The 15,573-nt window shown below is 45.8% G+C and carries 7 protein-coding genes; 6 read left to right on the plus strand and 1 reads right to left on the minus strand.

The annotated features are described in order from the left end of the window. Positions 1-162 precede the first annotated feature (162 nt). From SCB77_RS15165 to SCB77_RS15190, 6 genes are all read left to right on the plus strand, one after another. Entirely contained in the window at positions 163-4,035 is a 3,873-nt protein-coding gene (locus SCB77_RS15165; RefSeq protein WP_320182841.1) for a TIM-barrel domain-containing protein, read from the plus strand. 230 nt (positions 4,036-4,265) lie between these two features. Further along, positions 4,266-5,324 carry an efflux RND transporter periplasmic adaptor subunit gene (locus tag SCB77_RS15170; RefSeq protein WP_320182842.1) on the plus strand — a complete coding sequence of 353 codons (1,059 nt, stop codon included), beginning with the start codon at positions 4,266-4,268 and terminating at the stop codon, positions 5,322-5,324. Between the two features lie 12 nt (positions 5,325-5,336). Continuing rightward, positions 5,337-8,414, plus strand: coding sequence for an efflux RND transporter permease subunit (locus SCB77_RS15175; RefSeq protein WP_320182843.1), 3,078 nt, complete (start codon positions 5,337-5,339; stop codon positions 8,412-8,414). A 4-nt stretch (positions 8,415-8,418) separates the two neighbouring features. Next, complete coding sequence (locus SCB77_RS15180; protein WP_320182844.1) at positions 8,419-9,723, plus strand: TolC family protein; 1,305 nt, start codon at positions 8,419-8,421, stop codon at positions 9,721-9,723. 272 nt (positions 9,724-9,995) lie between these two features. Continuing rightward, on the plus strand, positions 9,996-11,411 hold the full coding sequence (locus SCB77_RS15185; protein ID WP_320182845.1) for a Gfo/Idh/MocA family protein: 1,416 nt from the start codon (positions 9,996-9,998) through the stop codon (positions 11,409-11,411). Positions 11,412-11,542: 131 nt separating this feature from the next. Further along, positions 11,543-12,625, plus strand: coding sequence for a formylglycine-generating enzyme family protein (locus SCB77_RS15190; RefSeq protein ID WP_320182846.1), 1,083 nt, complete (start codon positions 11,543-11,545; stop codon positions 12,623-12,625). A 46-nt stretch (positions 12,626-12,671) separates the two neighbouring features. Here SCB77_RS15190 and carB read toward each other — a convergent pair whose 3' ends face one another. Further along, complete coding sequence (gene carB, locus SCB77_RS15195) at positions 12,672-15,491, minus strand: carbamoyl-phosphate synthase large subunit (protein ID WP_320182847.1); 2,820 nt, start codon at positions 15,489-15,491, stop codon at positions 12,672-12,674. Between the last annotated feature and the right edge of the window lie 82 nt (positions 15,492-15,573).

The following is a 15,573-nucleotide window of genomic DNA, read 5'->3' on the forward strand; positions in this document are numbered from 1 at the left end:
CGTATTCGTGCAACATTATTATTGGACAATCGTTTGCATTTCGTTCGCTTTTTTTTAGATCAATTTACTGTTGTATTATTGTCTATCAGCATGTAAGCCTTAAGCGATCTAAACTACAGATGAAACGGTGGAAACATGACTCGTAAAATATAAATTATCGATATGCATTTTTTTTGTTGGTATAGGAAAGGCAGCATCTGTTTGTTGCTGTTGTTGATGAGTTCATTTGTTGTGCAAGCGCATGTGTATAGGACATCTCTGAGTATGATGTACGACCGTTCGTTGGAAAGGACAACCATATTAGACAGCCCAAAGATAGTCGGTATACGGAAAGTTAACAATACGACCGTTGAAGTGGTCTACGCCAATGCACAGGTATTGACCTTTGATTTCTATGCAAACCATATCTTTCGCATGTTTCAGGATGTGAAAGGGGGGATTATCCGAAACCCGCAGGCAACACCTAACGCACAGATTTTAGTCGATCAGCCGAGGAAAGCTGTTGATTTTCTGGACATAGCCGATGCCGCTGATCGTGTTACCCTGACTACTGCTGATATACAATGTTCTATTGATAAAGAGACCTCGATATTCAGGATTATTAACCGTAAGAGCAATAAGGTCGTGCTGGAGAGTTTGGCGCCCATTACTTTTGAGGAGGCGCAAGTGACTATCTTGTTGAAAGAAAACCCGACGGAGTATTTCTTTGGCGGAGGTGTACAAAATGGCCGTTTTTCACATAAGGGAAAATCAATAGCTATTGAGAACCAAAATAGTTGGACCGATGGTGGTGTGGCTTCGCCGACCCCTTATTATTGGTCTACAAGTGGTTATGCTATGATGTGGCATACCTTTAAAAAAGGGAAATATGCTTTTGGTACGCCCGATAAGGGGGTGGTACGACTTTCGCATGAGACCGCGTATCTGGATGTTTTTTTTATGATAAACGATGGTGCTGCTGCGTTGTTAAACGACTTCTACCAGCTAACGGGAAATCCCGTTCTACTACCGAAATTTAGTTTGTATGAAGGTCACCTGAACGCATACAATCGAGATTTTTGGAAGGAAGATGAAAAAGGCCTTTTGTTTGAAGATGGGAAGCGTTACAAAGAGAGCCAGAAGGATGAGTCCGGTATTAAGGAGTCACTAAATGGAGAGTTGGCTAATTATCAGTTTTCGGCGCGTGCCGTAATTGATCGTTATAAGGCTTATGATATGCCCTTGGGTTGGATTTTGCCCAATGATGGATATGGTGCCGGCTATGGACAAACGCAGACCTTGGAGGGAAACATTAAAAATCTGCATGACTTTGGAGAATATGCGCGTAAAAATGGTGTAGAGATTGGTCTGTGGACACAGTCTGATCTACATCCACGAGATAGTGTTGGGGCCTTGTTACAGCGGGATATTGTACGGGAGGTGCGAGACGCAGGTGTGCGCGTTCTGAAAACGGATGTGGCCTGGGTAGGCCCCGGTTATTCCTTCGGCTTAAATGGTGTGGCCGATGTGGGACATATCATGCCCTATTATGGCAATAATGCACGTCCCTTTATTATCTCGTTAGATGGTTGGGCAGGAACACAACGTTATGCTGGTATTTGGTCGGGTGACCAGACCGGCGGTGTGTGGGAATACATCCGTTTTCATATTCCTACATACATTGGCTCAGGCCTATCCGGACAACCTAATATTACGTCGGATATGGACGGGATCTTTGGTGGAAAGAATATGAAGGTAAATATTAGGGATTTTCAGTGGAAAACGTGGACCCCGATGGAACTGAATATGGACGGATGGGGTGCCAATGAGAAATATCCGCATGCTTTAGGTGAACCAGCAACCTCCATCAATCGTTTGTATTTAAAATTAAAATCGCAGCTGGTGCCCTATAGTTACAGTATCGCGAAGGAGGCTGTCGATGGCCTACCCATGATTCGGGCAATGTTTCTCGAACAGCCAAATCGTTATACGTTGGGAAAAGCAACGCAGTACCAGTACATGTATGGCCCTAATTTTCTAGTCGCGCCGATTTATCAGGAAACTAATGCTGATGAAAAGGGAAATGATATCCGTAATGGTATTTATTTACCAGACGGCGAGTGGATCGATTATTTTACCGGCGAAAAGTATAGCGGTGGTCGCGTCATCAATAACATCGATGCACCCCTGTGGAAGGTGCCCGTTTTTGTAAAGAATGGCGCCATTATCCCGAGGACCAATGCCAACAACAACGTGCAGGAAATCAAGAATGATCAACGGATCTATGAACTGTATCCCTTTGGTAGGTCCAGCTTTAATGCGTATGATGATGATGGTAGGACGGAGGCATACCGATATGGTAAAGGTGTCAATACGCAGCTTTCGTCATTGCAGACAGCCGACAAAGCGACGTTTACTATTCACCCATCAACCGGCGAATTTGAAGGATACGAACGTATGAAGACTACAGAAGTTCGTTTTAACGTGACCGAGGAGCCGAAAAAAGTACGTGCCCAATTGAACGGAAAAACGTTGAAGCTGAAAAAAGTACATTCAATCACCGAGTTTCAAGGAGGGGATAATGTCTATTTTTACGATGCCCAACCCGATCTCAATCAATTTGCTAGCAAAGGATCTGCTTTTGAAAATGTGAAGCTGATTAAAAATCCGATGGTAATGATACGTATTGGAAAACAAGATGTGTCATCAACGGCCATCACCTTGCAAATCGATGGTTTCCAGTTTGCCCCTATAGATAGGAATCTGGTAAACACCGCTGCATTGTTGGCGCCCACAGCCGAGATAAGCGATAGCCTCACTCAGGCCTATTCCTTAACACCCACTTGGAACAAGGTGTCCAATGCCGATTACTATGAAATTGCCTTCGATGATCTTATTTATTCGACCATTAAAGAGAACCATTTGCTTTTTGATGGTCTAGAAGCAGAAACAGATTATACCTTTAAGATTCGTGCCGTAAACAAAGCAGGGACATCCGAATGGCGATCATTCCATGCCAAGACGAAAGCCAATCCGCTGGAATTTGCCATCACTGGAGTAGAAGCGAAAACTTCGGTTGCCAATCAAGGAGGTCATGAAATCAATAAGCTCTTTAATAAGGACGAAGGTGACATGTGGCATACGAAATGGGGAGAAACCGCTGTTCCGTTTGACATGATCTTAGATCTGAAGTCGGTTAACCAGCTTGATAAGTTCGCCTACCTTCCGCGGACGGACGGCGGGAATGGTACCATCTTGAAGGGATCTGTATTGTACAGTAATGATGGTGACGCTTGGACAGCGGCAGGCACCTTCGACTGGAAGCGAGATGCGGAGGTGAAAGGCTTTACCTTTAGTGAACATCCTGTGGCCCGCTTTATCAAGATTTCCGTCAGCGAGGCCGTTGGAGGTTTTGGTTCTGGCCGCGAGTTGTATGTCTTTAAAGTTCCCGGATCAGCGAGCTACCTGCCGGGGGATATCAATAACGATCGTTTGGTTGATGAAAACGATTTGACAGCTTATGTAAATTATACGGGCTTGCGCATGGGCGATGGAGATTTTGAAGGCTATGTGAGCAACGGCGATGTGAATAAGAACAACTTGATTGACGCGTATGATATTTCAAATGTGGCCGTGCTGCTTGAAGGAGGCGCCAAGCCCAATGAGGAGGAAAAGGTGGGCGGCCGTTTACAATTGACTGCATCCAAAACCATCCTGAAAGCAGGAGATATCGTCGAGGTGACCGTAAGCGGAGAGCACCTGCAGTCTGTTAATGCGCTCAGCTTTGCATTACCGTATAGCCAAGCAACATTTGAATTTGTGGGTGTAGAAGCATTGCAGATGAAAGACATGAAAAACTATACCAATGACCGGCTGCATACAAACGGTGATCGAGCGATCTATCCCACTTTTGTGAACTTGGGCGATAAGGGGCCGTTAAATGGTTCAGAGGTACTGTTCAAGATCAAACTGAAGGCCAAGCATGATACACATTTTCAATTGAAAGCGGTGGACGGTATACTCGTGGATAAGAAACTCCAAACGATTAGTTTTTAAATGAACAGGGGGATTTTTAGGATCCCCCTTTTTATTTAGGGAGAAAGTCTGTCTTCCCGTAGAAATTTTCTTGATGTTCGATCTCGTGTATAATGTGCCACTCGGCAGCATTTAACCACCGCCAGACCAGCAGTGGGAATACCTTTATATTAAGATTTTTACAAGTCCTTTTGCACAATTAGCGGTATCTTGTGATCGTATTTTAATTCTCGTGTCAATTTTAGACAATCATGAGTAAGAAAGTTTCTGTAGTTCTAATTATCCTGTTTCTCATTGTCGGTGGTCTAGTGGGATACCGTATCATGGTAAATAAAGAAAAGTCGACATCTGGAAATGTTGGCGCTGGTCAATCAGGATCTAAAGTATATGGCGTGGTGGTGCAGGGGAAGCCTTTTTCCGATTTCCTTTCGCTCACTGGGGCCATTGAGCCCAATGAAGTGGTGAGTCTTCGATCGGAGATCTCGGGAATCGCCGAGGAATTAAATTTCTCCGAAGGAGGTAGGGTGGCTGAAGGTCAGGTGTTGATTCGCATAAACGACGGTGAGCTGCGTGCGCAGCTGGCACAGGCCAAGACACAAAATATTTTATCCGCCGAGAACGAACGACGTGCCAAGCTTTTGTTGGAAAAGGAAGCAATCAGCCAAGAGGAGTATGATATTGCTAGTGCGGAATACCGGACGGCGGAATCGCAGATACAATTGATCGAAGCTCAGCTGCGTAGAACCCTGATTCGCGCGCCCTTTAGTGGTACGATTGGTTTGCGAAACATCTCCAAGGGGAGCTACATCACTCCCACCACCGATATTGCGCAGCTGGTTAATATCAGTAAGGTGAAGTTACAGTTTTCCATTCCTGAGAAGTATGCTACTAAGGTAAAGATAGGAAGTGCCGTACGATTTACCGTACAGGAGAGTCGGACGGAATTTGCTGCGCATGTATATGCTATCGAGCCCATTGTGGAGGCTACAACACGTACCTTACGTGTTCGCGCATTGGCCGACAACGGTGATAGCCAACTGATACCGGGGACATTTGCCAATGTGATTTTCCCGCTGGAAACAGTAGCCGAAGGCTTATTGGTTCCCACGGAAGCTCTGATCCCGATACAGAATGGGAAAAAGTTATTTGTTCAAAAAGGAGGCAAAGCCGTGGAGGTATTGGTGGAAACAGGCGGAAGAACGGATGCGGAAGTGTTGATCACGAAAGGTATCGCTGCAGGCGATACAGTACTAACATCGGGCGTAATGTCGCTACGCGATGGAAGTACGGTGAACGTCACCCTCCGTTAAACATTTAGGTATATGAGTTTATCGACGTTAAGCATTAAGCGCCCCGTGTTGGCCATCGTGATGAATCTCTTATTGATTCTTTTCGGGATAATCGGCTATACTTTTTTAGGGATTCGAGAATTCCCTTCGATCGATCCAGCACAGATTTCCGTGCGAACGAGCTACGCCGGAGCGAATGCTGATATTATCGAATCCCAAATCACGGAACCACTGGAGAAATCTATCAATGCTATTGATGGTATTCGAAATATATCCTCGTCCAGTAACCAGGGCAGTAGCAATATTACCATCGAGTTCAACTTGGGTAAAAACCTAGAGGAAGCAGCAAATGACGTACGCGATAAAGTATCGCAGGCTCTACGAAATTTGCCGCAAGACATCGACGCGGCGCCCGTGGTATCCAAGGCAGATGCTGACTCGGAGCCCATCATCACGATGACGGTGCAGAGCACGACAAAAAATGTGTTGGAGCTTTCTGACTACGCGGAGAATATAATCGCGCAGCGGTTACAGACCATACCCGGCGTTAGTTCTGTACAAATTTGGGGGCAACGTAAGTATGCGATGCGTTTGTGGATAGACCCCAATAGACTGGCTTCCTATGGTCTAACAGTGTTGGACGTACGTACCGCGTTGAACAATCAAAATGTAGAACTTCCGTCCGGAAAGTTGACTGGCGCGAATACGGAACTAGCCGTAAAGACGGTCGGTAACCTAGCGAGTGAGGAGGAGTTTAATAATATTATCATCAAGTCGGATGCAAACCGGATTATCCGAATGGGTGATGTGGGATCGGCGGCTTTGGAGGCGGAGAACTTCGAAACCAAAATGTCGGATTCCGGTTACCCGATGGTCAGTTTGGCGGTAATACCACAGCCGGGGACAAACTACCTCGATATTGCGGACCAGTTTTACGCGGAGTATGATAAGCTTAAGGCGGATGTGCCGCCCGGCTTTGATCTCAATATTGCGATTGACAATACGCAGTTTGTCAAAAAAGCGGTGTTGGAGGTAGTAGAAACGCTATTGATAGCCATCGTATTGGTGGTGTTGATTATCTATCTGTTCTTCAGAAATTGGGCTATTGCCTTTCGTCCCTTGATCGATATTCCTGTTTCTTTGATTGCCACCTTCTTTATCATGTACCTATGCGGGTTTTCTGTAAACGTGTTGACACTGCTCGCTATCGTTCTAGCAACCGGACTGGTGGTGGATGACGGTATCGTGGTGACCGAGAATATTTTTAAGAAAGTCGAGGAGGGGATGTCTCCCATCGAGGCTGCTATAAAGGGATCTAACGAAATCTTTTTCGCGGTTATATCTATCTCCATTACCTTGGCGGCGGTGTTTCTACCCGTTATTTTTTTGGAAGGATTCGTAGGTAGGCTGTTTAGGGAGTTTGGTGTGGTGATCGGTGCAGCGGTGCTGATATCGGCATTTGTGTCCCTTTCTTTAACACCTATGTTGAACGCTTACTTGATGAAGGGGGGCGAGCAGCGTCGCTCGAAGTTCTACGACAAAACCGAACGTTACTTCGAAATGATGAATAAAGAGTACGAAGGATCACTTCGTGGCTTTCTGAAGTTGAAATGGCTGAGTTTCGCGGTTATTGCGGGCTGTTTTGTGCTGATCTATTTTTTCTATTCGGTATTGCCAAAAGAGACTGCACCTTATGACGATCGTAGCTATCTAAGTCTGCGTGCTACCGCCCCGGAAGGTGCTTCCTATGAATATATGGATCGGTTTATGACGGATCTAACCATGTTGATCAACGATTCTGTACCCGAGAAGAAAGTTAGTTTGGTGATTACTTCACCGGGTTTTGGATCGGCTTCCACCAATAGCGGAGTCGTCAGGTTAGGCTTGGTGCAGCCAGATGAGCGCACACGCTCGCAAGAAGAGATAAGCAATTACCTGTCCTCATTGACCAAGCAATATTCGGAGGCGCGGGTGGCCGTTTCGCAACAACCCACCATATCGGTGAATAGGCGTGGAGGATTGCCGATACAGTATATCATTCAAGCACCGAATTTTCAGCAATTGGAAGAGAAAATCCCAATTTTTATGGATGAGCTCTCCAAGGATAATACCTTCTCCATGGTTGATGTCAATCTGAAGTTCAATAAACCAGAGATATTTGTGACGATCGATCGTGCAAAGGCACAGTCCTTAGGAGTCTCCGTATTGGACGTTGCGCAAACCTTGCAGTTGTCTCTGTCGGGACAACGATTTGGGTATTTCATGATGAACGGGAAGCAATATCAGGTCATGGGGCAGTTTGATAGAAAAGATCGGGCAACGCCTATGGATTTGGCATCTATCTTTGTGAAAAGCCAAAGTGGACAATTGATCCAACTGGATAACATTGTCGAAATGGAGGAGCGTAGCAGCCCACCTCAACTTTACCACAACAACCGCTATATGTCGGCTACTGTTTCAGCGGGCTTGGCTCCCGGAAGGAGTATGGGCGAGGGGATCGAGGCCATGGATGCCGTAAAAGAGAAAGTATTGGATGCTAGTTTTACAACAGATCTCGGTGGTGAAGCGCGTGATTTTGTGGAGAGTGGCTCCAACACGATGTTTGCGTTTGGATTGGCAGTATTGCTAATTTTCCTTATCCTAGCGGCTCAATTTGAAAGTTTTGTCGATCCGATCATCATCTTGCTTACGGTACCTATGGCTGTCGGCGGAGCGCTGTTTTCTTTATGGTTATTCGGTCAGACTTGGAATATCTTCAGTCAGATTGGTACCATCATGCTGATCGGACTGGTCACTAAAAATGGTATCCTCATCGTCGAGTTTGCCAATCAGCTTCGCGACCAAGGGCTGGAAAAATATCAGGCTGTTGTCACGGCATCCGAGGCTCGCTTGCGTCCTATTTTGATGACTTCCTTAGCCATTGCGCTTGGAGCGTTGCCCATAGCTATGTCTTTAGGTGCCGCTTCGACAAGCCGTATAGGTATGGGCGTCGTGATTGTTGGCGGTACCATGTTCTCTTTGATCTTGACGCTGTATGTCATACCTGCATTTTATCTCATGATGTCCCAAAAACGAAAGAAAAGACCCGAATTTGATCAAATCGATGCGTAAAGTCATGAACAATATATTGCTGCTGCTTTCATTTATGTGCTGTTCCTTATCGGTAGCTGTTGCACAGGATCTACTGACCGTTCGCGATGCTGTAGGAATTGCCTTGGAAAATAACTACGCCATACGCCTAACCCAAAACGTGCAACGCGCAGCGAAGGAAAATAATACATATGGCAACGCAGGACTGTTGCCTACCGTTACGGGAAACCTGACACAAAATAATAGTGTTCAAAATTCAAATCAGATACAGAATAACGGCGAAGAGCGTTCCTTGGATAATGCACGAAACAACAGTCTAAATTACGGCGTGAATATCGGATGGACTGTGTTCGACGGATTCGGCATGTTTGCACGCATGGAGCGGCTGCGAGAGCTGGAGAAGCAGGGCGAATTAGAGATGAAGCGAGCGGTTCTGACAACCATAGGCGATGTCATTACGATGTATTATACGATTCTCGAACAGCAGAATATGCTATCGGCCTTGGATTCCAGCATTCATATCTCTAATGAGCGCCTGCGGACGGCACAAAACAGGTTTTCGATAGGGAAGGCGGCCAAGCTAGAAGTGCTGAATGTGCAGGTAAACCTCAATGAGGACGTTTCGGCACGCCTTAGACAGGCGGAAACGGTAAAAAACCTGAAGACCTCGCTCAACAGCTTACTGGCAAGGGAGCTGGATATTGATTTTATGGTGGATACCTTGGTGAATATCGATGGTGCCCTAGTTTATACGGATCTGCTGGACAAGGCCAATCAGTTTAATCCGGACTTGCAGCTTATCGTTTTAAACAAGCGCTTGGCAGAGTTGGATTTGAAGAACGTAAAAGCAGGACGATATCCCGTCGTACGGCTGAACACGGGATACAATTTTTCCCGATCGGAATCGAGTTTGGGCTTCGTAGCACAATCGAATTCAAGAGGCTTTAATTATGGCGTAACGGCCTCTGTCAATATTTTTGACGGCTTCAACCAACGTAGAAACGAGCGGATTGCAAAAATTCAGATTGACAATGCCAGTTTGTTGATCGAGCAGCAACGGCTCTTGGTACATACCAATCTAAAGACCGCTTATGAAACGTATCTCACCAATTTGGAATTGGTGAAATTGGAAGAAAAAAATGAAGATATCGCTCGACAAAATCTGACGATCACTTTGGCGAAATATACCATCGGCTCCATTAGTTCGGTAGAGTTCCGTGACGCTCAAGAGAATTTCATTGCTGCAATCTCTCGCTTTAATACGGCACAGCTGCAAGCTAAATTATCAGAAATTCAACTGAAAGAATTGATTGGGCAGATTGATTTTTAATGATAGCACCGTGTCGAGCCCCTCGATTTATGTATCATTTCTGTTAACGAAAAATTGAGCAAACGTTTGCTTTGCGTTTTCGTTTTTTTTTACCTCCGAATAGCATTATACTTGTGTCATTAAGGTGATATTACCTTGATGTATAACCATGTTAAGCCGATTTCCATCGCGTAAATAGGTTATTGGGATAGACTGTTTAGTTTGTTTTAAAATAGGTGATTTAAGGGGGGCGCTGGTCGTCCCCTTTAATATGCTAGAAAAGTTATCTGATTATGGATTCAAATAGAAGAGAATTTTTAAAGAAGGCGTCGCTCTTGTCCAGTGTAGCCATTACGTTGCCGACGATTAACAGCCATGCCTTTGCTGGGGCTGCTCGATTTAACATGAGCGGCTATGCTGCACCGAAAATAGAAAAGGTGAGGGTGGCGGTAATTGGTCTTGGTATGCGTGGCCCGGGAGCGGTGGATCGTCTTTCCTATATCGAAGGTGCAGACATTGTAGCTTTGTGTGATAAGCATGCCGATCGGGTGGCGAAAGCACAACGTATATTGACCAATAAAGGGTTAGCGGAAGCTAAGTCTTATTCAGGTGAAGATGGTTGGCAGCAACTGTTGAAAGAAGTGGAGGTCGACCTTGTGTATATCTGTACACCATGGCCCTACCATGCTCCAATGGCAATCGCTGCCATGAAAGCCGGTGCGCACGCCGCTTGTGAGGTGCCTATAGGATTGACCTTAAAAGAATGTTGGGACGTTGTCAAGACTTCAGAAGAGACCAAGAAACACTGCATGATGTTGGAAAACTGTTGTTATGACTTTTTTGAGATGTTGACGTTGAACATGGTGCGGCAAGGGCTTTTTGGAGAATTGGTGCATGCAGAAGGTGCTTATATCCACGACCTACTGTCGCTCAACTTTGATAAGAATGGTTACGATAACATGTGGCGCCTGCGGGAGAATATCAAGATGAACGGGAATCTATATCCGACGCACGGTATCGGCCCTATAGCACAATGTCTTAACATCAATCGCGGCGATCGAATGACGCATTTGGTGGCCATGCAATCCAATGATTTTATGATGGCCAACAAAGCCAGTGAGCTTGCTGCACAAGACTCTTTTTTTCAAGAGTTTGTAGGTAAGAAATATCGCGGCAATATGGACACTACACTGATAAAGACAGAAAAGGGCAAGACAATGATGGTGCAGCACGACGTGACCTCGCCAAGACCCTATTCGCGTATACACTTGCTCAGCGGAACGAAAGCTTATGCGCAGAAGTATCCGAAAGAGGGCATTGCCTTTGGCCACAGTTTTATTAAAGAAGATGAGTTGAAGGCGCTGTATGACAAATATACGCCGGAGTTGATTAAATATATTGGGGAGCAGGCTAAGCAGGTAGGCGGACATGGCGGTATGGACTTTATGATGGACTGGCGCCTGATCGACTGCTTGCGTAACGGCCTGCCGCTGGATCAAGATGTGTACGACGGGGCTTCTTGGAGCGCAATCGTTCCCTTGAGCTGCGAATCGGTTGCTAAAAACAGTAAGACGGTAGCGATTCCTGATTTTACCAACGGCGCTTGGCAAAGCAACAAGCCGCACGATCTTACCTTGAACGGTGGTGGAAACACCGGCATACGCCCGAAGGTATCGAAAGAGCAAAAGAACCAGCTTAAAGTGGAATAGCAATATCCGCGGTAAAGCAAATCACCAATAGATTGAGCGATCTGGATGCCTCAGAAAATGTAACGTATTTTCTGGGGCATCGTGTTTTCTGCTAATTTTCATTTCAACAAAATAGTGTTATATTGTAGCCTATGAAGGCAATATTTTACCTTTCTGTAGCGCTGTGCGCAGTCTATGCCGCTTGCGGTTCAGCTGCGAGTGAACAGCAGCAAGCACAGACCGCAGACTCCGTGGCGATGTGCCATACCGGACAGATTCCTTCGCGTTTTGCCGCGATGCGGCAAGATTCTTTGATAAAAGCGGGGAGCAGCGACGAAAGGGGTATGGTGCTTATTCCTTCGGGAAAATTTAAGATGGGTTCTTTAAATTTCGAGGATGCACAACCTATACATGAAGTACAACTCGATTCTTTTTATATGGATGAACACGAAGTGACCAACGCGCAGTTTGCTGCCTTTGTGGAGGCTACGGGTTATGTGACCGTGGCGGAACAGCCGCTAGATCCTAAAGATTTCCCGGGGGTAGATCCCAAGCTACTGGTGCCCGGTTCAGCTGTTTTTGCAGCACCGGAGGAGGTTGCTGGATTGAGCGATCCGATGCAATGGTGGAGTTATGTGCCGGGAGCAAATTGGCAACATCCGGAGGGGCCTTCGAGCACGATCAAAGGGCGCGAGCAGTTTCCCGTTACGCAGATTGCCTATCCCGATGCGGCGGCTTATGCTAAATGGGCGGGCAAGCGATTGCCTACGGAAGCGGAATGGGAATATGCCGCCAAAGCGGGGCGGCATAGCAATGAAACGTACTATTGGGGGAATGATAAAAAAGAAGATGGAAAATGGTTGGCCAATATTTTTCAGGGAACATTTCCGACGAGCAATACCAAGGAGGATGGCTACGTAGGAACGGCTCCAGTGAGAAGTTTCCCCGCGAATGCCTGGGGCTTATATGATATGGAAGGCAACGTGTGGGAATGGTGCGTGGACTTTTATCGGCCTGATGCCTATACACTTGACCGCGGGCAGCAAAATCCGAAAGGCCCGGCAGATTCTTATGATCCACAGGAGCCCGGCGCAGTAAAACGTGTTCAGCGCGGTGGATCTTTCCTGTGCAACGATCAGTATTGCGAACGTTATAAGGCCGGAAGTCGGGGGAAAGGGGAGGTCAATAGCCCGACTAACAACGTCGGTTTCCGTTGTGTAAAAGATATAAACTAAAAGAGCCCGCGATGTTGCGGGCTCTTTTAGTTTTATACTGACGATGTTATTGAGCGTTCAAGAACATCGATTTTTGGCTGTAAAGCTCTCGGAAGAACGGATCTTGAAGATCTTTGATAAAGCGGATAGCTTCACCTGTAGATTTCATCTCTGGCCCTAATGTCTTATCTACTTCAGGGAATTTAGAGAAGGAGAATACCGGTTCTTTGATTGCATAGCCATTCAATTTACGCTCGATCTTGAAATCTTTCAATGTGTTCACTCCCAACATCACTTTCGTAGCGATATTGATGTAAGGCACGTCGTAAGCTTTTGCGATGAAAGGAACTGTACGTGACGCGCGTGGATTGGCCTCGATCACATAAACATTTTCACCTTTTACAGCAAATTGGATGTTAAGCAATCCCTTCACGTTAAGTGCTTTGGCTAATTTAATGGAATATTCTTCCATTTTTTGCTGCACGGCATCCGACAAACTAAATGGAGGCAATACTGCAGATGAGTCTCCAGAGTGTATACCTGCAGGCTCGATATGCTCCATCATACCAATGATATGCACATCTTCTCCATCACAGATAGAATCGGATTCCGCTTCTTCCGCGCGATCTAAGAAGTGGTCAATCAAGATTTGGTTTCCAGGAAGGTTCTTCAATAGATTAACAACCGCTTTTTCTAAATCTTCATCGTTGATGACGATACTCATGCCTTGTCCACCAAGAACGTAGGAAGGACGAACGAGTACAGGGTACCCTACCTGATTTGCTACTTTCAATGCTTCTTCTGCAGAAGTGGCCACACCATATTTAGGATAAGGAATCTCTAGCTCTTTTAATAGATCAGAAAAGCGACCGCGATCCTCTGCCAAGTCCATATTTTCAAAAGATGTACCGATAATTTTCACGCCGAGGGCTTCCAAACGTTCCGCCATTTTCAAGGCTGTTTGGCCACCAAGCTGCACGATAACACCTTCTGGCTTCTCCATTTCGATGATCTCGCGTACATGTTCCCAAAATACAGGCTCAAAGTACAGCTTATCCGCCATGTTGAAGTCGGTTGATACGGTCTCCGGATTACAGTTGATCATGATTGCTTCGAATCCAGATTCTTTGGCAGCAATTAATCCGTGCACACAAGAGTAATCAAATTCAATACCTTGACCGATACGGTTAGGACCGGATCCCAAAACAACGATTTTTTTCTTATCAGAAACGATGGACTCGTTCTCCTCTTCGAAAGTAGAGTAGTAGTAAGGTGTCTGTGCTGAAAATTCTGCAGCACAAGTGTCCACCATTTTATAGACGCGGTTAATGCCTAGCTCTTTACGACGAGCATACACATCGTCTTCAGATACATTACCTAGCAACCAAGATATTTGCGCATCTGAATATCCTTTTTGTTTCAATGTCAGGAAGAAATCGCGAGGTATGTTGTTCAACTGGTAACGGCGAAGCTCTGTTTCCAAGTGAACAAGTTCTTGGATCTGTACTAAGAACCATTTGTCGATACGCGTAACTTTGCGGATAGACTCCAATGGCACACCAAGTTCGAAGGCATCTTTAATGTGGAAGATACGGTCGCCGCTAGGATGCTCCAAGCTGTCCATGATTTCTTCCAAGTTGCGTAACTGACGGCCATCAGCACCAAGACCCCAACGGTTGGTCTCTAGCGACTGACAAGCTTTCTGTAATGCTTCGATAAAAGTACGTCCAATAGACATCACCTCGCCAACAGCTTTCATCTGTAGGCCCAATTCTTTATTGGCACCTTTGAACTTGTCGAAATTGAAACGAGGGATCTTCACGATGACATAGTCAAGTGTAGGCTCGAAGTAAGCAGAAGTGGTCTTCGTGATCTGGTTCTGTAATTCATCCAAGTTATAGCCGATCGCCAATTTAGCGGCAATCTTAGCAATAGGATAACCTGTTGCTTTCGATGCTAAGGCTGATGAGCGGGATACACGAGGATTGATCTCGATGGCAATAATATCTTCGTTTTCTGGGTTCACGGAGAACTGTACATTACATCCACCAGCGAAGTTGCCGATCGAGCGCATCATGCGGATCGCTTGATTACGCATATCTTGATAACATTTGTCGCTCAAAGTCATTCCCGGCGCAACGGTAATGGAGTCTCCAGTATGGATACCCATGGGGTCAAAGTTTTCAATCGTACAGATGATGATCACATTGTCATTGGTGTCGCGCAACAATTCCAATTCAAACTCTTTCCATCCCAATACGGCTTGCTCTACAAGCACCTCATGTGTAGGTGAAGCATGAAGACCGCGGTTAAGGGCTGCGTCAAAATCTTCCTTTCTGTGTACGAAGCCACCACCCGTACCGGCTAAGGTATATGAAGGACGGATAACCAGTGGGAAACCGATTTGTTGTGCCGCTTCTTTACCTTCCAAAAAGGAGTTCGCAATTTTTGATGGCGCAACACCGACGCCGATGTCAATCATGAGTTGACGGAATTCCTCTCTGTTTTCTGTTTTCTCGATCGCCGCAACGTCTACACCGATTACTTTTACATCGTATTTTTCCCAAAGACCAAGGTTAGAGGCTTCAATACAAAGGTTCAAAGCTGTCTGTCCACCCATGGTAGGTAAAACGGCGTCGATCTGTTGTTCCTGAAGTATCTTCTCGATACTTTCGCAGGTAAGCGGCAACAAATAAACATGGTCTGCAATAACCTTATCGGTCATAATCGTCGCAGGGTTCGAATTGATGATGGATACGGTGATGCCTTCTTCCTTAAGCGAAAGCGCAGCTTGCGATCCTGAATAATCAAATTCACAGGCTTGACCGATGACAATTGGTCCCGAACCAATGATTAAAACGGAGTTAATGGAGGTGTTTCTAGGCATTATTTTTCTTCTTCAAAAAATTAACTTTCAATCTGTTGTGCTGGACAGAGCAACGAAACGTGCCTTTTTAGAGAGGGTATTC

Source organism: Sphingobacterium bambusae, from assembly GCF_033955345.1.
Classification (GTDB): domain Bacteria; phylum Bacteroidota; class Bacteroidia; order Sphingobacteriales; family Sphingobacteriaceae; genus Sphingobacterium; species Sphingobacterium bambusae.

Excerpts from the sequence above, each read along its gene's own strand:
- SCB77_RS15165 (WP_320182841.1), top strand. The coding sequence starts at position 163 with ATGCATTTTTTTTGTTGGTATAGGAAAGGCAGCATCTGTTTGTTGCTG.
- SCB77_RS15170 (WP_320182842.1), top strand. The coding sequence starts at position 4,266 with ATGAGTAAGAAAGTTTCTGTAGTTCTAATTATCCTGTTTCTCATTGTC.
- SCB77_RS15175 (WP_320182843.1), top strand. The coding sequence starts at position 5,337 with ATGAGTTTATCGACGTTAAGCATTAAGCGCCCCGTGTTGGCCATCGTG.
- SCB77_RS15180 (WP_320182844.1), top strand. The coding sequence starts at position 8,419 with ATGAACAATATATTGCTGCTGCTTTCATTTATGTGCTGTTCCTTATCG.
- SCB77_RS15185 (WP_320182845.1), top strand. The coding sequence starts at position 9,996 with ATGGATTCAAATAGAAGAGAATTTTTAAAGAAGGCGTCGCTCTTGTCC.
- SCB77_RS15190 (WP_320182846.1), top strand. The coding sequence starts at position 11,543 with ATGAAGGCAATATTTTACCTTTCTGTAGCGCTGTGCGCAGTCTATGCC.
- carB (WP_320182847.1), bottom strand. The coding sequence starts at position 15,491 with ATGCCTAGAAACACCTCCATTAACTCCGTTTTAATCATTGGTTCGGGA.